Origin of the sequence: Streptomyces sp. NPDC057271, from assembly GCF_042668715.1 — a bacterium.
GTDB lineage: Bacteria > Actinomycetota > Actinomycetes > Streptomycetales > Streptomycetaceae > Streptomyces.
In genome coordinates this window covers 6,134-27,706 of the sequence record NZ_JBHUYJ010000073.1, presented here as the reverse complement: position 1 = coordinate 27,706, position 21,573 = coordinate 6,134, and the positions used below count along the sequence as shown (strand labels likewise).

Sequence of the window (21,573 nt, the reverse complement as noted above, 5' to 3'; positions counted from 1 at the left end):
CCCCTCTCTAGCGACGCGGCTCCCAGCGGAACCACCGTCGGACAGCAAACACGGTGAGCACGCCCCAGGCCAATGTGTTGAGTACGGCGGTGAGCAGGTCCTTGGTGTCACCGACGCCGAGCCAGCCGGCGCGGACGATCTCCATGACACCGCTGAACGGAAGCAGTCGGCAGAGGTCGGCGACGAGTTCGGGGAGCAGGTCGCGGGGGACCATCAGCCCCGAGCCCATGGCGGAGACGAGGAAGAGGGGCAGGGTGGTGAGCCCCGCGCTCTCGACGTTGCGGGTGATGGCCGTGGTCACGGCGGCCAGGCCGGCGAGCAGCACGACCGCGGCGAGCAGTCCGAGCACGAGCAGCTCCGGCCGGCGCGGCGCGGGTACGTCCAGGGCGAGGGCGCCGCCGACGGCCAGCAGGGCGCACTGGACGAGGGCGATGGCCGCCGACGGGAGCGCGGCCCCGGTGAGGATCTCCAGGTCGCTCGCCTCTCCGGTACGCAGCCGCTTGAGGACGAGTTCCTCCCGGCGGGCGACGAGGGCGGACGTCAGGCCCATGTAGACCACGAGGATGAGGACCAGGCCGGTCCCGCCGATGAGGGTGGCTCCCGCCATGCCCATCGGCAGCTTCTCCTCGCCCATCGTCGTCAGCGAGGACCGCAGTACGAAGATCATCAGCAACGGCATCAGCAGGGCGATGAAGAGGTTGTTCTTGTTCCGTCCGAGGAGGGTGAGTTCGGCCCGCCCCAGCGAGGTCATCCGGCGTGCGGTCGCGTTCATCGGGCGGTCTCCAGGGAGTCGGTGCGGGAGTCGTCGTCGGTGCGGGAGGCGATCTCCAGGAACGCCTCTTCGAGGGAGGCCGAGCGGGCGTCCAGCCCGTCCAGCCGTACGCCGGCCTCGCGGGCCCAGTCGAGGAGTTCGCCGAGCGCGTGCTGCAGTTCGTGCGTACGGATCTCCACGCGCCGTCCCTCGGCCCCGGCCTTCAGGGTGAGCGGGAGCCGGCCGGGCTCGACGCCCTCGGGGAGGACGAAGCGGATGCGGGCGGGGCGGGCGGCGGTGACCTCGGCGGGAGTCCCGGAGAGCACGATCCGCCCCTGGCGCATGATCGCCAGCCGGTCGGCCAGGGTCTCCGCCTCCTCCAGGTAGTGCGTGGTGAGGACGACGGTCGTGCCGCCGTCCCGCAGCGCCCGCACCAGCTCCCAGGTGTCGCGCCGTCCCTCGGCGTCGAGGCCGGTGGTCGGCTCGTCGAGGAAGAGGACCTCGGGGCGGCCCAGGAGCGCGAGCGCCAGGTCGAGGCGGCGCCGCTCGCCGCCGGAGAGCTGCTTGATCCGTACGTCGCCGCGGGCGGCGAGCCCGACCATCTCCAGCGCTTCGAGGAGCGGCCGGGCGCCGGTGGTGCAGCCGGCCCACATCCGTACGGTCTCGCTCACCGTCAGGTCGGAGGGGAAGCCGCCCTCCTGGAGCATCACCCCGATCCGGGGCCGGACGGCGGCCCGTTCGCGGTACGGGTCGTGGCCGAGGACGTGGACCGTGCCGCCGCTGGGCGCGGCGAGGCCCTCCAGGAGCTCGACGGTGGAGGTCTTGCCGGCTCCGTTGGTCCCGAGGAGGGCGAAGATCTCGCCCTGGGGGACGGCGAAGGAGATCCCGTCGACGGCGGCGAACCCGCCGCTGTAGGTCCGGCGGAGGTGGTCGGCCTCGATCACGTTGGTCATGACCTCAGCCTCGCGGCGGACGGAGCCGGTCGGCAGTGCGTGCTGTCATCGCCGCGCATGACAAATGTCAGTACGAGGCCGCGGCATGGGCGGACACGACGAAGGCCCCGGTTCCTGAGAACCGGGGCCTTCGCCTCCTGAGCGGACGACGAGATTCGAACTCGCGACCCTCACCTTGGCAAGGTGATGCTCTACCAACTGAGCCACGTCCGCATGCCTCCGACCGTCGGCTTCCCATGAAGAGGAGCCACCGGGCGGTGCGAGCACCACTCTACCTGATCCACAAGAGTGGCCGGTAATGCGATGCAGAGCGGGTGACAGGAATTGCACACTGCGCCTTCCCCCTGGAAGGGGGATGTTCTACTACTGAACTACACCCGCACGCTGCGTGAGGTCCGGCCCTGCGGCCTCGCCCCTCGGCGTGATCCAGACTCTAGCCGATCAGCGGGGGTGCAGTGCAACTCCGTTCCCGCGGCACGTCGGCCGGCCCGGTCAACTGGCCTCGCGGAAGGCCTCGTAGACCCGCTTCGGGATGCGGCCCCGGGCCGGTACGTCCAGCTTGTTGGACTGCGCCCAGGCGCGGACCGCCGCCGGGTCGGGGGCGAGGGCGGTGTGCTTGTAGGAAGCCACGGAGGCGGGCGAACCGCTCGCCCTCGCGGCGGCGGCCTTGCCCGTCAGCTTGCGGCCGGCCGCGAGGTAGGGCGCCAGCGCCTTGCGCAGTTTCTTTGCATTGGCGGGATTCAGGTCGATCTCGTACATCTTCCCGTCGAGACCGAACGCCACCGTTTCCGCCGCTTCTCCGCCGTCGATGTCGTCGAAGAGAGTGACCACTACTCGCTGAGCCACGGATATCGGTCCTTTCCTGCGGTCCCACCGTGTCCAGTTCGGCGCGTCGAGCGCCTCTGAAGTGCGGCGACACCGGCTTTGCGGCTACTCCGGCGCAATGCTGCTTTCCTCTGTATTCCTTTGTACAGCGGTAGGCGTCGCATTGTGAAGCCCAGCCAATTGCATCCGCGTGTCCCGCCGCAATGGGTCGCGCGATATTTCACTTGAATTTTCCGTGGGGATCTTCGGGTGTGTTTGTAGGGTCCTCCAGTCCTCTACCCGCGTAGAATTTGGAGGCAGGTACGCTGAGGGAACCGCCCACGCAACACACCACCGGGAGTGCCAGTGGCACGCGTCGTAGTCGACGTCATGCTCAAGCCGGAGATCCTCGACCCTCAGGGGCAGGCGGTGCAGCGTGCACTGCCCCGCCTGGGATTCGACGGAATCGCCGACGTCCGCCAGGGAAAGCGCTTCGAGCTGGAGGTGGAGGGGCCGGTCGACGAGGCCGCCCTCGCCCGCATCCATGAGATGGCCGAAACCTTCCTCGCCAACACCGTGATCGAGGACTTCACCGTCAAGGTCGAGTCCACGGAGACCGCCGGGGCCTCGTCGTGACCTCACGCATCGGCGTCGTCACCTTCCCCGGAACGCTCGACGACCAGGACGCGCTGCGTGCCGTCCGTCTCGCCGGAGCCGAGCCCGTCTCGCTCTGGCACCGCGACAAGGACCTCAAGCAGGTCGACGCCGTGGTCCTGGCCGGCGGCTTCTCCTACGGCGACTACCTGCGCGCCGGGGCCATCTCCCGGTTCTCGCCGGTGATGGAGCCGCTCATCGAGCAGGCCAGGTCGGGCATGCCCGTCCTCGGCATCTGCAACGGCTTCCAGATCCTCACCGAGGCCCATCTGCTGCCCGGCGCGATGCTGCGCAACAACCACCTGCACTTCATCTGCCGCGACCAGACGCTGCGGGTGGAGAACGCGGACACCGCGTGGACGTCCGACTACGAGCAGGGCCAGGAGATCCAGGTCCCGCTCAAGAACATGGACGGCCGGTACGTCGCCGACGAGCGCACGCTCGACGAGCTGGAGGCCGAGGGACGCGTGGCCTTCCGCTACGTGGACATGAACCCCAACGGCTCGCTCCGCGACATCGCGGGCATCACCAACGCCGCCGGGAACGTCGTCGGTCTCATGCCGCACCCCGAGCACGCCGTCGAGCCGCTGATCGGTACGGGCCGTACCGACGGCCTCGGTTTCTTCACCTCGATCCTCAAGAAGCTGGTCAACGCCTGATGAGCCTCGACACCGTCAAGCACGCCACCGAGACCCCGGACAGCGAGCAGCCCTGGAAGGAGCTCGGCCTCAAGGAGGACGAGTACGCGCGCATCCGCGAGATCCTCGGCCGCCGTCCCACCGGTGCCGAACTCGCCATGTACTCCGTCATGTGGTCCGAGCACTGCTCGTACAAGAGCAGCAAGGTCCACCTGAAGCAGTTCGGCGAGAAGGTCCCGGTCAACGACGCCATGCTCGTCGGCATCGGCGAGAACGCGGGCGTCGTCGACGTCGGCCAGGGGTACGCGGTCACCTTCAAGGTCGAGTCGCACAACCACCCCTCGTACATCGAGCCCTACCAGGGCGCGGCCACCGGCGTCGGCGGCATCGTCCGCGACATCCTCGCCATGGGCGCCCGCCCGGTCGCGGTCGTCGACCCGCTGCGCTTCGGCGCGGCCGACCACCCCGACACCAAGCGCGTGCTCCCCGGAGTCGTCGCGGGCATCGGTGGCTACGGCAACTGCCTGGGGCTGCCGAACATCGGCGGCGAGGTCGTCTTCGACGAGTGCTACCAGGGCAACCCGCTGGTCAACGCCGGCTGCATCGGTGTCATGAAGCACGAGGACATCCACCTCGCCAAGGCCTCCGGACCCGGCAACAAGGTGATCCTCTACGGCGCCCGCACCGGCGGCGACGGCATCGGCGGTGTCTCGGTCCTCGCGTCCGAGACCTTCACGGACCCATCAGCGGCTGACGCCGCGGGCACCAAGCCGACCAAGCGCCCCGCGGTCCAGGTCGGCGACCCGTTCCAGGAGAAGCTCCTCATCGAGTGCACCCTGGAGATCTTCCAGGAGAAGCTGGTCGCGGGCATCCAGGACCTGGGTGGCGCCGGACTCTCCTGCGCGACCTCCGAGCTGGCCTCCGCCGGCTCCGGCGGCATGCGGATCGACCTCGACCGGGTCCACCTGCGCGACGCGACGCTCTCGCCCGAGGAGATCCTCATGAGCGAGTCGCAGGAGCGCATGTGCGCGATCGTCGAGCCGCAGCACGTCGACCGCTTCCTGGAGATCTGCGAGAAGTGGGACGTCATCGCGGTCGTCATCGGTGAGGTCACCGACGGCGAGCGTCTGGAGATCTTCTGGCACGGCTCGCGAATCGTCGACGTGCCGCCGCGCACGGTCGCCCACGAGGGTCCGGTCTACCACCGGCCGTACGCCCGCCCGGAGTGGCAGGACGCGCTCCAGGCCGACGACGCGGGCAAGCTCCCCCGGCCGCAGAACGGCGGGGAGCTGAAGGACCAGGTCCTGAAGCTGGTCTCCTCCCCGAACCAGGCGTCGAAGTCCTGGATCACGGACCAGTACGACCGGTTCGTGCAGGGCAACACGGTCCTCGCGCAGCCCGAGGACGCGGGCATGGTCCGTATCGACGAGGAGACCAACCTCGGCGTGGCCATGGCGACCGACGGCAACGGCCGGTACGCGAAGCTCGACCCGTACACGGGCGCGCAGCTCGCGCTGGCGGAGGCGTACCGCAACGTCGCCGCCTCCGGTGCCAAGCCGCTGGCGATCTCGGACTGCCTGAACTTCGGTTCGCCCGAGGACCCGGCCGTGATGTGGCAGTTCGCCGAGGCCACCCGTGGTCTCGCGGACGGCTGCCTCCAGCTCGGCACCCCGGTGACCGGCGGCAACGTCTCGCTGTACAACCAGACCGGCGAGGTCGCCATCCACCCGACGCCGGTCGTGGCCGTGCTCGGTGTGATCGACGACGTCAACCGCCGTACGCCGATCGCCTTCGCGGAAGAGGGCCAGCTCCTCTACCTGCTCGGCGACACGCGTGAGGAGTTCGGCGGCTCGGCCTGGTCCGAGGTGATCCATCAGCACCTCGGCGGTCTGCCGCCGGCCGTGGACCTCGACCGGGAGAAGCTGCTCGGCGAGATCCTGATCTCGGCCTCGCGCGACGGCATGATCGACGCCGCGCACGACCTGTCCGACGGCGGTCTGGTCCAGGCGGTCGTCGAGTCCTGCCTGCGGGGCGGCACGGGCGCGCGCCTGGTCGTCCCGGACGGCCTGGACGCCTTCACCTTCCTCTTCAGCGAGTCGGCCGGCCGTGCGGTCGTCGCCGTCCCGCGCAGCGAGGAACTCCGCTTCACCGACATGTGCGGCGCGCGGGGTCTCCCGGCGACGCGGATCGGTGTCGTGGACGGCGAAGAGGTCGACGTGCAGGGCGAGTTCAGCATCTCCCTGGAGGAGCTGCGCGCCGCGCACGAGGCGACGATCCCGGGTCTGCTGGCCTGAGCGGCGCCTGACACATCGCACCACGGGAGCCCCCGTCCGGACCTTCGGTTCCGGACGGGGGCTTTCCCGTCCCCGCTTGCACGTGATTACGTAATTACGTAATCTACGAACATGGAACTGGAGGAGCGGGTCGCCGAGCTGGAACGCCGGATGGCTGCCCTGGAGGGCGCGGAGCGCCCGGTGCCCGAGGTCGTCGACACCGCCTTCTGGGCCCTGGAAGGGCTGAAGGCGCAGCTCGCCGAGGCGGGCGCGCCGGGCGAGGACGGCGGAGTGCTGTTCACGGGCTCGGTCCGCCTGCCGACGCGGGAGCGGTACGAGTGGCAGTTCGGCGCCCTCACCGAGCGACTGCTCGACGAGGACTGGGCCGAGACCGCCGACTCCTTCGCCGCGCTCGGTCATGCCGTACGGCTCCGGCTGCTGCGGGAGATCCTCGGCGGCCGGCGCACGGCGGCCGAGCTGGCGGAGCTCGACGAGATCGGCACGACCGGCCAGATCTACCACCACCTGCGCCAACTGACCGGCGCGGGCTGGCTCCACACGACGGGACGGGGCCGCTACGAGGTGCCGGGAGCCCGGGTCGTCCCGCTCCTGGTGGTCCTCACCGCCGCCCGTCCGTAACCACGATCCACTGGGGGAAATCCGATGTCGCGCAAGATCGCCATGGTCGTCCATCGCATGCTCTGGCTGGTGTTCGCCGTGCAGGCGCTCGCCTCGGTTTTCGTCGAACCGCCCTATCCGTACTGGGCGGGCTGGCTGCCGGCGCTCGCCGCCATGGCGGTCGGTGTCACGCTCGCCGGCACGGACCGCAGGCGGCACGAGGCGGACTCCCGCCCGGCCGTCGAGGTCGCCCCGCCGGTCACCGGCCGCTGGTCGGCGCTGAACAGCCCGGCGGACCGCACACCCAGCCACGGCACGCACCGGTACGGCCAGACCTACGCGATCGACATCGTGGCCGAGGACGGGGAGCGGCCCCGCCCGCCCTTCGCCGGCCTGTGGCCGGCGGTCCGGCGGAGCGAGGACTTCCCCGCCTTCGGTGCCCCGCTGTTCGCGGTCGCCGACGCGACCGTCGTGCACGCCGAGGACGGCCAGCGCGACCACCTCAGCCGTAACTCGGTGCCCGCCGTCGCCTATCTGCTGCTGATCGAATCCGCCGTCCGCGCCGTCTCCGGGGCGCGCCGCGTCACCGGCAACCACCTGATCCTCGACCTCGGCGACGGTACGTACGCGATGTACGCCCACCTGCGGCGCGGCTCGCTCGCCGTCCGCGCCGGGGACCGCGTGGTGGCGGGCCAGGAGCTGGCCCGGTGCGGCAACTCCGGCAACTCCACGGAGCCGCACGTGCACTTCCAGCTCATGGACGGTCCCGACCTGGACACGGCACAGGGTGTGCCGTTCACCTGGCGGGGTGTGGGCGTGCCCGCGAACGGCGAGACGTTCGACGCCGAGCCGGCGGTCTATCCGGCCTGACCCCAGAAGGCGTCCGCCTCGTCGATGTCCTCGACGCACTCGTCGATGTCGGTGACCTTGCCGCCCATGATGGTGAAGAAGAGGCCGCCCCTCATCTCGATGCCCCGGTCACCGTGGTCGCCGTGCCACTTGTGGACGGCCATCACATGGCCCCGGCCGTCCGGGTACATGCCCTGCATCTCCACGGTGAAGGTGTTGCCGGTGATCTCCATGCACTTGGCGTACATGGCGAAGATGGCGTCGCGGCCCTTGAAGTGCCCCGACATCTGGCTGTTGCCGGGCACATGGTGCGTGCAGTCGGCCGTCATCATTCCGCCGAGCGTCTCCATGTCTCCTCTGGAGAACGCCTCGTAGCCCTTGCGCACAAGCGTCACGTCAGGGTGTTCAGCCATGGTCCTTCGCCCCTCTCGGAAGCCCTCTTCCAGTCTCCGCCGGTGCCTGTGGCCCTGCCACACGGCGACGGGACTACCCTCGCCCCATGCCACCGGCCAAGAAGCGCACCCGCAGCTACGACACCGCCAAGATCCGGGCCGCCGTGCTCGCGCAGTTCGGGAACGTACGGGAGGCGGTGGAGGGGCTCACGTCCGAGCAGCTCGACGGGCCGACCCGGCTGGGGGAGTGGACCGTACGGGACCTCGTGGCGCACCTGACGCTCGCGGTCGGCGCCGTCGCCCGCGCGCTCGGCGAGCCCGAGCCCGCCCGCCAGGAAGTCGCCCTGCTGGACTGGCCGTCGGCGACGGCCACGGCCGCCGCGCGGATCGACGAGGACACCCGGGCGATCGACACGGCCGACCTGGCCGGCCTGTACGAGCGGACCGCCGCGCGGTACGAGGAGTCGATCGCTGGCGTCCCCGACGACCGGCTCGTCCCGATGCGCTTCGGCGCCATGCGCCTGGCCGACTTCCTGGTGACCCGCACCGTCGAACTCGTCGTCCACACCGACGACCTGAACCGGGCGACCGGCCTCGGCATCCCGTACGACCGGCAGGCCCTGGCCGCCTGCACCCGTCTCCTCGCGGACGCGCTCGCGGTGAAGGCTCCGGGCGGCGCGGTCGAGGTCCGGGTCCCGCCCTTCGCGGTGGTCCAGTGCGTGGAGGGCCCCCGGCACACCCGGGGCACCCCGCCCAACGTCGTCGAGACCGACCCGCTCACCTGGATCCGGCTGGCGACCGGCCGTACCCACTGGCCGGAGGCGGTGGAGGCGGCCGAGGTCAGCGCGAGCGGCGAACGGGCCGACCTCTCCGGTCTGCTGCCGATCATGGGGTGACTCCCCGGAGTACGGACCGGAGCCGAACGGAACCGTCCGTGCCGCCCGCCCGTCCCATCGCCATGCTGAAGCCGCGCACCACCGCAGCCACCACCGCCGTGGCCTCGCTCCTGCTCCTCGCCGCCTGCGGCACCGAGAACGCCGGGTCGGACCCCGGCGCGGGCTCGGTCGCCCCGGACGTGCCGGTCACCGGCGTCCACTGGACCGTGGACAGCCTGACCGTCGACGGCAGGAAGACCCCGGCCCCCGCCGGTGCCTTCGTCGAGATCGACAGGGACGGCCGGGCGAAGGGCAACTCCGGCTGCAACCACTTCGGCGCCACCGTCACCGTCGACGGCGACACCCTCAAGGCCGACCTCGGTGAGACCACCGAGATGGCGTGCGGGGCCATGGACTTCGAGGCCGCCTTCCACAAGGCGTTCGACGGCCCGCTCAAGGCGAGGCTGAGCGGCGAGAAACTCACCCTCACCACCCCCGACGGCACGACCTCCCTCGCGCTCAGCGCCGAGCCGCCGGCTCCGCTCAACGGCACCACCTGGACCGTCGACTCCCTCCTCTCCGGCGACACGGCCGTCTCGCCGCCCAAGGGCAGCGAGGGCAAGGCCACGTTCGTCATCGACGAGGACGGCCGGGTCCGCGGAAACCTGGGCTGCAACCGGTTCACGGCCACGGCGAAGGTCACCGCGGAGACCCTCACCGTCACCGGACCGGTCGCGACCACGCGCATGATCTGCTCGGGCCCGCAGATGGAGCTGGAGACGAAGCTGTACGAACTCCTCGACGGGCCCCTCTCGTACGAGCTGCGCCACCGCACCCTGACCCTCACCGGCCCTGACGGCGAAGGATTCGCCGCGACGGCGAAGCCGGCCCCGAGCAGGACGCCGTAGGCGTCGAAGAGCTGGTCGCGGCCGGCTGCCCCGGTACTTCCCGTCGCCCAGGTGGCTCCGCCGGTGCGACTCCCGTCACACTCCGGGCCCCCTCCGGGCACCGTACGAGCGTCCGCTTGCACGCGGCCGGGCGGGTGCGAGCCCGCTCCCGCCTAGGCGGGAGCGTGTCTACGCACGTCAATGGATCACTTTGTGGGATCACACCACTCGGAGGGCCTTCGGATTTCCCCAATTCGGACCAGTGGTCGACCTCCCCTACACTCGGAGACGTGCCACGTGGTGACGGTCGACTCAATCACGATCTGCTCCCCGGCGAGAAAGGCCCCCAGGACGCGTGTGGCGTCTTCGGTGTCTGGGCTCCGGGTGAAGAGGTCGCAAAGCTCACGTACTTCGGGCTCTACGCCCTCCAGCATCGGGGCCAGGAATCCGCGGGTATCGCGGTCAGCAACGGCTCCCAGATCCTCGTCTTCAAGGACATGGGCCTCGTGTCCCAGGTCTTCGACGAGACCTCTCTCGGTTCCCTCCAGGGTCATATCGCGGTCGGTCACGCCCGCTACTCGACCACCGGGGCCTCCGTGTGGGAGAACGCGCAGCCGACGTTCCGGGCGACAGCCCACGGCTCCATCGCGCTCGGCCACAACGGCAACCTGGTGAACACGGCCCACCTCGCCGAGATGGTCGCCGACCTGCCGAAGCAGGAAGGCCGCAGCGCCCGCGTCGCGGCCACCAACGACACCGACCTGCTGACGGCGCTCCTCGCCGCCCAGGTCGACGAGGACGGCAAGCCGCTCACCATCGAGGAGGGCGCCGCCAAGGTCCTTCCCGACGTCCGCGGTGCCTTCTCCCTCGTCTTCATGGACGAGCACACGCTCTACGCGGCCCGTGACCCGCAGGGCATCCGCCCGCTGGTCCTCGGCCGTCTCGAGCGCGGCTGGGTCGTCGCATCCGAGTCCGCCGCCCTCGACATCTGCGGCGCCAGTTTCGTCCGCGAGGTCGAGCCGGGCGAGATGATCGCGATCGACGAGAACGGTATCCGCACCTCGCGATTCGCGGAAGCGAAGCCCAAGGGCTGTGTCTTCGAGTACGTGTACCTGGCCCGCCCGGACACCGACATCGCCGGCCGGAACGTCTACCTCTCCCGCGTGGAGATGGGCCGTCGCCTCGCCAAGGAGGCCCCGGTCGAGGCGGACCTCGTCATAGCGACGCCGGAGTCCGGCACCCCGGCCGCGATCGGCTACGCCGAAGCCAGCGGCATCCCCTTCGGCGCGGGCCTGGTGAAGAACGCCTACGTGGGCCGCACCTTCATCCAGCCCTCCCAGACCATCCGCCAGCTCGGCATCCGGCTGAAGCTGAACCCCCTCAGGGACGTCATCAAGGGCAAGCGCCTGGTGGTCGTCGACGACTCCATCGTCCGCGGCAACACCCAGCGCGCCCTGGTCAAGATGCTCCGTGAGGCCGGTGCGGCCGAGATCCACATCCGGATCTCCTCCCCGCCGGTGAAGTGGCCCTGCTTCTTCGGCATCGACTTCGCCACGCGCGCGGAGCTGATCGCCAACGGCATGACGATCGAGGAGATCGGCACGTCGCTCGGCGCGGACTCGCTCTCGTACATCTCCATCGACGGGATGATCGAGGCGACCACGATCCAGAAGCCGAACCTCTGCCGCGCATGCTTCGACGGCGAGTACCCGATGGAGCTGCCGGACCCCGAGCTGCTCGGCAAGCAGCTCCTGGAGAACGAGCTGGCCGCCGGCCCCGCCGCCACCGCGGCGACCGACGCGCTCCGTCGGCCGTAAGACCCCCGCAGTACCGCAGTAACGACACGAAAGCTCTCACCTATGTCTGAGACCACCGGTGCCTCCTACGCGTCCGCGGGCGTCGACATCGAGGCGGGTGACCGCGCCGTCGAGCTCATGAAGGAATGGGTGAAGAAGACGCAGCGCCCCGAGGTCCTCGGTGGCCTCGGCGGCTTCGCCGGCCTCTTCGACGCCTCCGCCCTCAAGCGCTACGAGCGTCCGCTGCTCGCCTCCGCCACCGACGGTGTCGGCACGAAGGTCGACATCGCCCGGCAGATGGGTGTGTACGACACCATCGGCCACGACCTGGTCGCGATGGTCATGGACGACATCGTCGTCTGCGGCGCCGAGCCGCTCTTCATGACCGACTACATCTGCGTCGGCAAGGTCCACCCCGAGCGGGTCGCCGCGATCGTCAAGGGCATCGCCGAGGGCTGTGTCCTGGCCGGCACCGCCCTGGTCGGCGGCGAGACGGCCGAGCACCCCGGCCTGCTCGGCCCGGACGACTTCGACGTCGCCGGCGCCGGTACGGGAGTGGTGGAGGCGGACCGTCTGCTCGGTCCGGATCGCATCCGTACGGGTGACGCCGTCATCGCGATGGAGTCCTCCGGCCTTCACTCCAACGGGTACTCGCTCGTCCGGCACGTGGTCTTCGACCGCGCGGGCATGTCCCTCGACCAGCACGTCGAGGAGCTCGGCCGGACCCTCGGCGAGGAACTCCTGGAGCCCACGAAGATCTACTCGCTGGACTGCCTGGCGCTCACCCGGACCGCCGAGGTGCACGCCTTCAGCCACATCACGGGCGGCGGGCTGGCCGCCAACCTGGCGCGGGTGATCCCGGACGGGCTGCACGCCACGGTCGACCGTTCCACCTGGGCGCCCGGCGCGATCTTCGACCTGGTCGGCAAGGCCGGCAAGGTCGAGCGCCTGGAGCTGGAGAAGACCCTGAACATGGGCGTCGGCATGATGGCCGTCGTCCCGGCCGAGTCCGTGGAGGTGGCCCTGGCCACCCTGGAGGACCGGGGCGTCGGGGCCTGGGTCGCGGGAGAGATCACCGAGCGCGGCGAGCACACGACCGGCGCGGAGCTGGTCGGCGACTACGCGGTCTGATCCGACACGGCGGGTGGGCACCGCCCCACCCGCCGTGGCCACGGTGCCAAGCCGTCGCGTGCGGCGCTGAACGTGGACGCACAGAAACCCGGTCCGGGGACACCCGGACCGGGTTCGGTGTTGAGCAGCGCTCTTTTATGAGGTCAAGCGCGACGCTGGGACGACGCGTCGGGACCGGACTCCTCGTCCTCGTCCTCGTCGTCCGTGTTGTAGAGATCCGCGTACTGCGCGTACGGGTCGTCTTCTTCGTCGTCGTCCTCGAACGGCTCGCCATTCGGCGGCTGACTCGAAGTCGAAGCGCCCAGCTCATTGGCCAGACGCGACAGGTCAGTCCCGCCGCTGCTGTACTTCAGCTGGCGGGCGACCTTCGTCTGCTTGGCCTTTGCCCGGCCGCGCCCCATGGCTCGACCCCCTCGGTGACGGGGCTCGACGGCCCCAGAGTCTTGACACGCGTTCATGATTCGGAACGGGCTCTCGGTGGAGAGACCGGTCCGTAGGGCTTCAACGGTACCTGCTTCCGTGGCCATACGGTACGCCGCACGCATCACATGCCCCGGTACAGAACCATCGAGGTGCCCTGTCCTCGCTGGTCAATCGCGATTTTAACCTCTTCTTGAGGGCCGACCCGCCGACCGGGGTGAGTCATCTCTCGATTGGGGTGAACCTACAAAGTCCACTCCGGCGAGCGCCCCGCGGGCCGGCCCCGTCAGAATTCGGCCGGATCAGGCGCGGCGGGCGTCGGCCATCCGCTGCTCGGCGATCCGGTCGGCGGCCGCGGCCGGCGGAATGCCGTCCGTCTTCGCACGCGCGAAGATCTCCAGGGTGGTGTCGAAGATCTTCGTGGCCTTCGCCTTGCACCGGTCGAAGTCGAAGCCGTGCAGCTCGTCGGCGACCTGGATCACGCCACCGGCGTTGACCACGTAGTCGGGCGCGTAGAGGATGCCGCGGTCCGCGAGGTCCTTCTCGACACCGGGGTGCGCGAGCTGGTTGTTGGCCGCGCCGCAGACGATCTTCGCGGTGAGGACCGGCACGGTCTCGTCGTTCAGGGCGCCGCCGAGGGCGCACGGGGCGTAGATGTCGAGGCCCTCGACACGGATCAGGGCGTCGGTGTCCGCGACGACCTTGACCTGCGGGAACTTCTCCGTGATCCGGCGCACCGACTCCTCGCGCACATCGGTGATGTACACCTCGGCGCCGTCCTTCAGGAGGTGCTCGACGAGGTAGTGGCCGACCTTGCCGACGCCCGCGACGCCGACCTTGCGGTCGCGCAGCGTGGGGTCGCCCCACAGGCTCTGCGCGGAGGCGCGCATGCCCTGGAAGACGCCGAAGGCGGTGAGGACCGAGGAGTCGCCTGCGCCGCCGTTCTCGGGCGAGCGGCCGGTGGTCCACTGATTGGTGCGGGCGACGACGTCCATGTCGGCGACGTAGGTGCCGACGTCGCAGGCCGTCACGTAGCGACCGCCGAGCGAGGCGACCATGCGGCCGTAGGCGAGCAGCAGCTCCTCCGTCTTGATCTTCTCCGGGTCGCCGATGATCACCGCCTTGCCGCCGCCGTGGCCGAGCCCGGCCATGGCGTTCTTGTACGACATGCCTCGCGAGAGGTTCAGCGCGTCGGCGACGGCCTCGGCCTCCGAGGCGTACGGGTAGAACCGGGTGCCGCCGAGGGCGGGGCCCAGGGCGGTGGAGTGGAGGGCGATGACGGCCTTGAGGCCGGAGGCGCGGTCCTGGCAGAGCACGACTTGCTCGTGGCCACCCTGCTCCGAGTGGAACAGAGTGTGCAGTACGTCAGCAGCAGGAACGCCGGTCACATCGGTCACGGTGGTGACTCCCAAGTACGAAGCGGCGGTTATCCCGGTCCCCCCTGCGGGTGGTGGCGGGACCGGTTCGGCAAGAGAGTAAGCCCTACCTGGGCGTAGATCCGGCGCAGTGCTCAGGATCACCGTTTCGGAGGCGGAGCGGAGGAAGGTCCTGTCGCCGGGCCCGCGCTCAGCCGGGTGCGAACGAGCACGGACGAGGTCACGCGTTCCCGGCCCGAACACCGGCCCGCGTCGAGGGACGAGATCTGCGCTCAACGGCTCTCCCGGAGTGGCTCCGTGGAAGGATCGCGACATGTCGGTCGCCTCCTCGGTCCTCGTCCCGTACGCCTCCTATCTGCGGGTCTACGAGCCGCTCGGGGCCTTTCCGGAGCCGGAGCGGGGGCACTGGGCGCGGTACGCGCGGCGGACGGAGACACCGACGGCGCAGGACGAGCTGCGTCGCTCGCTGGCGGATCTGCTGCCGACCCCACCGGTCCCCGTGCCGGTCCACGAGAGCGGGGACGCCTTCGTGGCGCACGTCGACGGGGTGGTCGTGGTCTGTCCGTGGCGGACGAGGCTACGGGGCTGGCTGGCCCTGGAGGAGCTGGGGCGGGCCCGGGACGCCGAGCCGGGGCGTTCGCTGCCGGGGCCGGTTCTCGACGCGATGCTGCCGCCGGTGGTGCGTGCCCAGGTGGCGGCGGATCACGAGCGCTGGCGGGAGCGGAACCCGGACGCCCGTCCGTGGATCCGTACGGCGGTCTGGCAGGTGCCGGTGCGCTGGTTCACCCTCTTCGCGGACGAGGAGCGGGAGTACGAGCCGGGGGATCCGGAGCGGGGCGAGGCGCCGGTCCTCAGGTACCGGACGCCGATGGTGCAGGCGCGGCGGCGGCTGGCGCGGGCGCTGAAGACGCTGCGGGAGTCGATCGACGAGGGGCCGATGACGGAGGGGCTCGTCGAGATCGGCCGGTGGCTGGAGGAGTTCCATCCGCGGGCGCTGGTGGAGCTGGACTACGGAGGTCTGGTGCATGTGCTGTCGCCGGAGCGGCTCGCGGCGGACCGGTCGGCGGCCGATGCGGCCGAGGGGGTCGCGGCGTTGCGGGACGGCGACGGGGAGGGCGCGGGGGAGGCGTACGGCCGGCTCGCCGAGCGATGGCGTGCCGTCCGCAACCTGCAGTTCGCCAATTGACCATCGACAGGACACGTCCGGCTGATGTAAATGATCATTGAGCGTCTTGGGGCTTCGGTGTGCCGGCGTGGGGATGTCGGTGAGTTCACGACGGGACGTAGGTCCCGATCCGGGCCTTTGACTCAAGCGTGACGGATCGCACTTACCGCACCCTTGCGCCCATCGCCCACCCTCGTGCCAAAATAGGACAAGGAGTCCGGGGAGGGTTCCTTCCGTCCAACTTTGGGCGGAACGCTCAGCATTGCACTCTATGGGGGGTCTGAGGACTCCTGATCGCTCTGTGACTGATCGTCACAGTGGCGTGACTGTCCGTTATGGCATGGTCCATCGACTTCCGCCGCTGATGAACACCTGCGAGGGCAATTCCATCGGTTTGGCCGACGTGGCTGGACGGATGGTGTAGTTGTAGTGCCGAGGACAAGCCGTTCGTCCTATAACCGACTCGGCCCGCTTCTGCCATTTCGGGCAACGCGGGTCAAGGTGCAGAATTTAGAGGAAAGAACCGAGAAGGTTCGGTTCTCCCGAGGAGGCCGCTCATGACCGCTCGCACCCCTGATGCCGAGCCGCTGCTGACCCCCGCTGAGGTTGCCACGATGTTCCGTGTGGACCCGAAGACGGTGACCCGTTGGGCGAAGGCAGGAAAGCTCACGTCCATCCGCACCCTGGGTGGACACCGCCGCTACCGCGAGGCTGAGGTCCGCGCCCTGCTCGCGGGCATTCCGCAGCAGCGCAGCGAGGCCTGAGGTACGCGCAACACCCAGTAACACCGGGCAACTCCGGGTCCCCCAACCTGGACCGCCCACCCAAGCTCTGCCGACGGGCGCCTGCCCCAACAGGCTCTTCGTCATCGATCGCGCTGGACTCCGCCGGGTCCAGCGCGATCTTTTTTGTGCCCGCTCACAGGCTTCGAGGAGTGGTGCAATTGCACATATTAAATGGGCCCGATGTAGGTAGGGTGTAAAAGCGGGGGGTGATGAAACTCGTTCGGTGACTCCCGTCACACCGGCGAAGTCTTGCCAAGGAACAGCCTGCCACTCCCGCGGAAGCCCTCAACCCGCCGTTGGTCATGGGCTGGTGGGACCTTCGTCCTCGTCGCGCTCCAGCTCGATGGCGAGCGCCAGGAGGCGGTGGCAGACGGAACAGTCCCGGGTGAGGTGCCCGAAGCGCGATGCCGCCGCCAGATGGGCGCGCAGCAGGGCGCGTATCTCGTGTCTCGACTCACGTGCTGCGGATGCCGCGGCCATGCGCGACCACCTCCTGTGGGCCCCCGATTCCCTGATGTCTGGGGTACCGGCGGCCGACGGGCGGCGTCAATACACCGGACGGGAACGAGGGAGACACGAAGAAGGCCCGCACCGTTCGGTGCGGGCCTTCCTGGAAGCGATCCTGACGGGACTTGAACCCGCGACCTCCACCTTGACAGGGTGGCGAGCTAACCAACTGCTCCACAGGACCATGCTCGCAGCCCTTCGTGGGGCTGCGAGGAAGACTGTACAGCAGGTCAGAGGGTCTGGTCGAACCGACGCAAGGCGACACTCCCCACTAGGGCGCGAGAGCGTCGATCGCCTTCACGATCCGCTTGTCCGAGACCGGGTACGCCGTGCCCAGCGCATGCGCGAAGTAGCTGACCCGGAGCTCCTCGATCATCCAGCGGACGTCGGTGACCTCCTTGGGCACGGGCCGCCCCTTCGGGAGCTGTTCGAGCAGCCAGGCGTACTCGTCCTGCATCTCGTGGACCTTCTGCATACGGGTGGTGTCCCGCTGCACGCCCGTCGGCATCTGCTGGAGCCGGCGGTCCACGGCCACCAGGTAGCGCATCAGGTCCGGCAGCCGCCGCAGGCCCGTCCTGGTGACGAAGCCCGCCGGCATCAGCCACGCCAGCTGCTCGCGCACGTCCGTGAGGTTGTCGATGAGCGCCAGGCTGTTCGTGGCCTTCAGGCGGCGCTCACAGGCCTGCCAGGCGGCCAGGATCTGCTGGACCTGGCCCACAGTCCGGACGGTCGTGTCGACGAGGTCGGCGCGGACCTTGTCGTACAGCTTCCGGAAGGACTCCTCGTCCCAGACCGGCCCGCCGTGGTCGGCGATCAGCCTGTCCGCGGCGGCGGTCGCGCAGTCGTCGAAGAGCGCCTGGATCGAGCCGTGCGGATTACGGGACAGCGCGAGCTTCTGCTGGTTGGTCAGCTTGTCCGAGGCGAACTTCGCCGGGTTCACCGGGATGTTCAGCAGAATCAGCTTCCGCGTTCCCTGCCACATCGCCTGCGCCTGTTCGGCCTCCGTGTCGAAGAGCCGTACGGAGACGGTGTCGCCGTCGTCCACGAGCGCCGGGTACGCCTTGACCCGGTTGGCCGGCATGGGGGTCCCCCCTGCTCGAACGGAGCTGAGAGCTTGGGGGAGGGTCTCGAAGACCTTCGTGAGCGTGCCGATCGTCCACTCCGTGAGCCCCGTGCGCTCCAAGGACTGCCCGGACCCTCCAGGGCCGCTCGTGGCCGCCGCCGCGGCCTTGGAGAGGGCCTGGCGGGCCTTGGGGCGCAGCTTCAGCTTCAGCGCCTCCAGGTCCTTGTCCTCGGCCAGCTTGCGGCGCCGCTCGTCGACGATCCGGAAGGTGATCTTCAGGTGGTCGGCGATCCGGGTCAGGTCGAAGTCGTCCGGCGAGACCGGGACGCCGACCATCCGGTGCAGCTCGCGGGCGAGCGTCACCGTCAGCGGCTCCCGCGGTGCCTGATCGCGGCCGGAGGCCGACGGAACGGCCGAGTCCAGGAAGCGGGTCGCGAAGTTCGGCGCCGGCACGTAGTTGCGGCGGATCGGCTTCGGGAGCGAACGGATCAGCTCGGTGACGATCTCCTCGCGCAGGCCCGGGATCTGCCAATCGAAGCCCTCGTCCGTGACCTGGTTGAGCACCTGCAGCGGGATGTGGACGGTGACACCGTCGGCGTCCGCGCCCGGCTCGAACTGGTACGTCACCCGGAACTTCAGCGGCCCCTGCCGCCAGGAGTCCGGATAGTCGTCCTTCGTGACCCCGGCGGCCTTCTCGTTGATGAGCATCTCGCGCTCGAAGTCGAGGAACTCCGGTTCCTCGTGCCGCTTGTGCTTCCACCAGGAGTCGAAGTGCGCGCCGGAGACGACGTGTTCGGGGACACGCTTGTCGTAGAAGTCGAAGAGCGTCTCGTCGTCCACGAGGATGTCCCGGCGCCGGGCACGGTGCTCCAGCTCCTCGACCTCGGTGAGCAGTTTGCGGTTGTCGGCGAAGAACTTGTGGTGCGTGCGCCAGTCGCCCTCGACGAGCGCGTTGCGGATGAACAGGTCACGGGAGGTCTCGGGGTCGATCCGCCCGTAGTTCACCTTGCGGTCGGTGACGATGGGCACGCCGTAGAGCGTCACCTTCTCGATCGCCATGACGGCCGCCTGGTCCTTCTCCCAGTGCGGTTCGCTGTACGTCTTCTTGACCAGGTGCTGGGCGAGCGGCTCGATCCACTCCGGCTCGATCTTCGCGTTGACCCGGGCCCACAGCCGCGAGGTCTCCACCAGTTCGGCCGACATGACGAAGCGCGGGGGCTTCTTGAAGAGCGCCGAGCCCGGGAAGACCGCGAACTTGGCGCTGCGGGCGCCCAGGTACTCGTTCTTCGCGCCCTCCTTCACGTCCTTCATGCCGATGTGGCTCAGCAGGCCCGCGAGGAGCGAGGTGTGCACGGACTGCTCGGGCGCGTCCTCCTCGTTGAGGTGGATGCCCATCTGCTTGGCGACCGTACGCAGCTGCGCGTAGATGTCCTGCCACTCGCGGATGCGCAGGAAGTTCAGGTACTCCTGCTTGCACATCCGGCGGAACGAGCTGGACCCACGCTCCTTCTGCTGCTCGCGGATGTAGCGCCAGAGGTTGAGGAGGGCGAGGAAGTCGCTGGTCTCGTCCTTGAAGCGGGCGTGCTGCTGATCGGCCTGGGCCTGCTTCTCGGCGGGCCGCTCGCGCGGGTCCTGGATGGAGAGCGCGGCCGCGATCACCATGACCTCCCGCACGCAGCCGTTCCTGTCGGCCTCCAGGACCATCCGCGCCAGCCGGGGGTCGACGGGGAGCTGGGAGAGCTTCCGGCCCTGCTGCGTGAGCCGCTTCTTCGGGTCCTTCTCCGCGGGGTCGAGGGCCCCCAGCTCCTGCAGGAGCTGCACGCCGTCTCGGATGTTGCGGTGGTCCGGCGGGTCGATGAAGGGGAACTTCTCGATCTCGCCGAGGCCGGCCGCGGTCATCTGGAGGATGACGGAGGCCAGGTTCGTCCGGAGGATCTCGGCGTCCGTGAACTCCGGGCGGGTGAGGAAGTCGTCCTCGGAGTAGAGCCGGATGCAGATGCCGTCGGACGTACGGCCGCAGCGGCCCTTGCGCTGGTTGGCGCTGGCCTGGCTGATCCGCTCGATCGGCAGGCGCTGGACCTTGGTCCGGTGGGAGTAGCGGGAGATACGGGCGGTGCCCGGATCGATCACGTACTTGATGCCGGGGACGGTCAGCGAGGTCTCGGCCACGTTGGTGGCGAGGACGATCCTGCGGCCGCTGTGCGCCTGGAAGACGCGGTGCTGCTCGGCGTGGGAGAGGCGGGCGTAGAGGGGGAGGACCTCGGTGTTGCGGAGCTGCTTCTTCAGCAGCGCGTCCGCGGTGTCGCGGATCTCCCGCTCGCCGGAGAGGAAGACGAGGATGTCGCCCGGGCCCTCGGACTGGAGCTCGTCGACGGCGTCGCAGATCGCGGTGATCTGGTCGCGGTCCGACTCCTCGGAGTCCTCCTCCAGGAGCGGCCGGTAGCGGACCTCGACCGGGTACGTCCGTCCGCTGACCTCGACGATCGGCGCCTCGCCGAAGTGGCGGGAGAAGCGCTCGGGGTCGATGGTCGCGGAGGTGATGACGACCTTGAGGTCGGGGCGCTTGGGCAGCAGCTGGGCCAGATAGCCGAGCAGGAAGTCGATGTTGAGGGACCGCTCGTGGGCCTCGTCGATGATGATCGTGTCGTAGGCGCGCAGCTCGCGGTCCGTCTGGATCTCGGCGAGCAGGATGCCGTCGGTCATCAGCTTCACGAAGGTCGCGTCGGGGTTCACCTGGTCGGTGAAGCGGACCTTCCAGCCGACCGCCTCGCCCAGCGGCGTCCTCAGCTCGTCCGCGACGCGCTCGGCGACCGTGCGGGCGGCGATCCGGCGGGGCTGGGTGTGGCCGATCATGCCCCGGACGCCCCGGCCGAGCTCCAGACAGATCTTGGGGATCTGCGTCGTCTTGCCGGAGCCGGTCTCACCGGCGACGATCACGACCTGGTGGTCGCGTATCGCCTCCAGGATCACGTCCTTCTTCTGCGAGACGGGCAGCTGCTCGGGGTACGTGACCGCGGGCACGCGGGAGGCCCGCCCGTCGACGCGCTCCTTGGCCTTGCCGGCCTCGGCGGCGATCTCGTCCAGGACGGCCTCACGGGCCTCGGGCTTGCGGATGCGGCGGGCGCCCTCGAGGCGGCGGCCGAGCCGGTGGGCGTCCCGCAGCGAGACCTCGGCCAGGACGGACTGGAGGGCGGCGAAGGAAGTAGACATACGGAATCCAGGATCGCACCCCGGGCCGAGTACGGGCGAACCGATTTCCGTGCGGATGCGGCCCGTAATATTTCGGGCACGTCGAGCTGAGAGGTACCCCGTGTCCAGCACTGCCCGCACCGTCCGCGCGCTCGCGGCGCTCGCCGCGCTGGTGGGTGTGGTGTTCGGGATCCTGGTGTGCGGCACGGGCACGGCGACGGCGGGCACGGTCGCGGGTACGGCGGCGGGTACCGCGACCGCGGGTCCGCCCGTGGGGCCGGCGACGGCGGGTACGGCGGTGGCTTCGGCGGGCACGGTCGCGGGTACGGCGGCGGGTACCGCGACCGCGGGTCCGCCCGTGGGGCCGGCGGCCGGTTCGGCGGTGGCGAGCGCGCCGGTGGCGGCCGTTTTCGTGGCCGCGGAGGCCGGATCCGCGGAGGCCGGGTC

19 protein-coding genes, 3 tRNA genes and 1 pseudogene are annotated in these 21,573 nt (G+C 69.7%); 12 read left to right on the top strand and 11 right to left on the bottom strand.

Features of this window, described 5'->3' with window-relative positions; genetic code table 11:
- Positions 1–7: 7 nt before the first annotated feature.
- The 5 genes from ACFUJR_RS27420 to ACFUJR_RS27400 form a co-directional block, all read right to left on the bottom strand.
- Positions 8–772, bottom strand: a complete 765-nt coding sequence (locus tag ACFUJR_RS27420; protein WP_383172582.1) for an ABC transporter permease — start codon at positions 770–772, stop codon at positions 8–10.
- Positions 769–1,704: an ABC transporter ATP-binding protein gene (locus ACFUJR_RS27415; protein ID WP_383172584.1), complete on the bottom strand. Its 936-nt coding sequence runs from the start codon at positions 1,702–1,704 to the stop codon at positions 769–771. Before ACFUJR_RS27415 ends, ACFUJR_RS27420 begins: the two co-directional genes overlap by 4 nt.
- A gap of 140 nt (positions 1,705–1,844) precedes the next feature.
- Positions 1,845–1,917 (bottom strand) — tRNA-Gly (locus tag ACFUJR_RS27410).
- Between the two features lie 96 nt (positions 1,918–2,013).
- Positions 2,014–2,085, bottom strand: a tRNA-Gly gene (locus ACFUJR_RS27405).
- Positions 2,086–2,196: 111 nt separating this feature from the next.
- Entirely contained in the window at positions 2,197–2,550 is a 354-nt protein-coding gene (locus ACFUJR_RS27400) for an Lsr2 family protein (RefSeq protein WP_383172585.1), read from the bottom strand.
- Positions 2,551–2,874: 324 nt separating this feature from the next.
- On the opposite strand from ACFUJR_RS27400, the gene purS reads away from it, so the two are divergent.
- From purS to ACFUJR_RS27375, 5 genes are all read left to right on the top strand, one after another.
- Entirely contained in the window at positions 2,875–3,144 is a 270-nt protein-coding gene (purS, locus tag ACFUJR_RS27395; protein ID WP_352189734.1) for a phosphoribosylformylglycinamidine synthase subunit PurS, read from the top strand.
- A complete protein-coding gene (gene purQ / locus ACFUJR_RS27390) occupies positions 3,141–3,821 on the top strand; it encodes a phosphoribosylformylglycinamidine synthase subunit PurQ (protein ID WP_383172586.1) in 681 nt (226 codons plus the stop codon). The genes purS and purQ overlap by 4 nt, the downstream gene beginning before the upstream one ends.
- Positions 3,821–6,094, top strand: a complete 2,274-nt coding sequence (gene purL / locus ACFUJR_RS27385; RefSeq protein WP_383172587.1) for a phosphoribosylformylglycinamidine synthase subunit PurL — start codon at positions 3,821–3,823, stop codon at positions 6,092–6,094. Before purQ ends, purL begins: the two co-directional genes overlap by 1 nt.
- Before the next feature lie 111 nt (positions 6,095–6,205).
- A complete protein-coding gene (locus ACFUJR_RS27380) occupies positions 6,206–6,712 on the top strand; it encodes an ArsR/SmtB family transcription factor (RefSeq protein ID WP_383172589.1) in 507 nt (168 codons plus the stop codon).
- Between the two features lie 24 nt (positions 6,713–6,736).
- Entirely contained in the window at positions 6,737–7,561 is an 825-nt protein-coding gene (locus ACFUJR_RS27375; protein WP_383172590.1) for a M23 family metallopeptidase, read from the top strand.
- Here ACFUJR_RS27375 and ACFUJR_RS27370 read toward each other — a convergent pair.
- Positions 7,549–7,953 (bottom strand): nuclear transport factor 2 family protein, encoded by a 405-nt coding sequence (locus ACFUJR_RS27370; protein ID WP_383172591.1) that lies wholly within the window; start codon positions 7,951–7,953, stop codon positions 7,549–7,551. The two genes, ACFUJR_RS27375 and ACFUJR_RS27370, sit on opposite strands and share 13 nt — an antisense overlap.
- 86 nt (positions 7,954–8,039) lie before the next feature.
- Between ACFUJR_RS27370 and ACFUJR_RS27365 the strand changes: the two genes are divergently transcribed.
- The 4 genes from ACFUJR_RS27365 (at position 8,040) to purM (ending at position 12,621) form a co-directional block, all read left to right on the top strand.
- Positions 8,040–8,828, top strand: coding sequence for a sterol carrier family protein (locus ACFUJR_RS27365; RefSeq protein WP_383172592.1), 789 nt, complete (start codon positions 8,040–8,042; stop codon positions 8,826–8,828).
- Between the two features lie 38 nt (positions 8,829–8,866).
- The gene (locus ACFUJR_RS27360; RefSeq protein ID WP_383172594.1) at positions 8,867–9,715 is read left to right on the top strand and encodes an META domain-containing protein; all 849 of its coding nucleotides are present in this window, start codon (positions 8,867–8,869) and stop codon (positions 9,713–9,715) included.
- 269 nt (positions 9,716–9,984) lie between these two features.
- Positions 9,985–11,511 (top strand): amidophosphoribosyltransferase, encoded by a 1,527-nt coding sequence (purF, locus tag ACFUJR_RS27355; RefSeq protein ID WP_383172595.1) that lies wholly within the window; start codon positions 9,985–9,987, stop codon positions 11,509–11,511.
- Positions 11,512–11,553: 42 nt separating this feature from the next.
- Positions 11,554–12,621, top strand: coding sequence for a phosphoribosylformylglycinamidine cyclo-ligase (gene purM, locus ACFUJR_RS27350; protein WP_383172596.1), 1,068 nt, complete (start codon positions 11,554–11,556; stop codon positions 12,619–12,621).
- 143 nt (positions 12,622–12,764) lie between these two features.
- Here purM and ACFUJR_RS27345 read toward each other — a convergent pair whose 3' ends face one another.
- Together ACFUJR_RS27345 and ACFUJR_RS27340 are read right to left on the bottom strand one after the other, a co-directional pair.
- Entirely contained in the window at positions 12,765–13,022 is a 258-nt protein-coding gene (locus tag ACFUJR_RS27345) for a DUF3073 domain-containing protein (protein WP_383172598.1), read from the bottom strand.
- A gap of 321 nt (positions 13,023–13,343) precedes the next feature.
- The gene (locus ACFUJR_RS27340; RefSeq protein WP_383172599.1) at positions 13,344–14,438 is read right to left on the bottom strand and encodes a Leu/Phe/Val dehydrogenase; all 1,095 of its coding nucleotides are present in this window, start codon (positions 14,436–14,438) and stop codon (positions 13,344–13,346) included.
- Positions 14,439–14,730: 292 nt separating this feature from the next.
- Here ACFUJR_RS27340 and ACFUJR_RS27335 point away from each other — a divergent pair, with 292 nt between their 5' ends.
- A complete protein-coding gene (locus ACFUJR_RS27335; protein ID WP_383172600.1) occupies positions 14,731–15,603 on the top strand; it encodes a hypothetical protein in 873 nt (290 codons plus the stop codon).
- Between the two features lie 536 nt (positions 15,604–16,139).
- Complete coding sequence (gene bldC, locus ACFUJR_RS27330) at positions 16,140–16,346, top strand: developmental transcriptional regulator BldC (RefSeq protein ID WP_003949541.1); 207 nt, start codon at positions 16,140–16,142, stop codon at positions 16,344–16,346.
- A 324-nt stretch (positions 16,347–16,670) separates the two neighbouring features.
- On the opposite strand, the pseudogene ACFUJR_RS27325 reads toward bldC, so the two are convergent.
- The 3 genes and pseudogenes from ACFUJR_RS27325 to hrpA form a co-directional block, all read right to left on the bottom strand.
- Positions 16,671–16,847: pseudogene (locus tag ACFUJR_RS27325) on the bottom strand (DUF6274 family protein); the annotation flags it as partial.
- Between the two features lie 137 nt (positions 16,848–16,984).
- Positions 16,985–17,058: transfer RNA gene (locus ACFUJR_RS27320), tRNA-Asp, on the bottom strand.
- An 87-nt stretch (positions 17,059–17,145) separates the two neighbouring features.
- Positions 17,146–21,147: an ATP-dependent RNA helicase HrpA gene (hrpA, locus tag ACFUJR_RS27315; RefSeq protein WP_383172601.1), complete on the bottom strand. Its 4,002-nt coding sequence runs from the start codon at positions 21,145–21,147 to the stop codon at positions 17,146–17,148.
- Between the two features lie 100 nt (positions 21,148–21,247).
- Here hrpA and ACFUJR_RS27310 point away from each other — a divergent pair.
- A partial coding sequence (locus ACFUJR_RS27310; protein WP_383450818.1) for a hypothetical protein occupies positions 21,248–21,573 on the top strand: 326 nt, incomplete at its 3' end.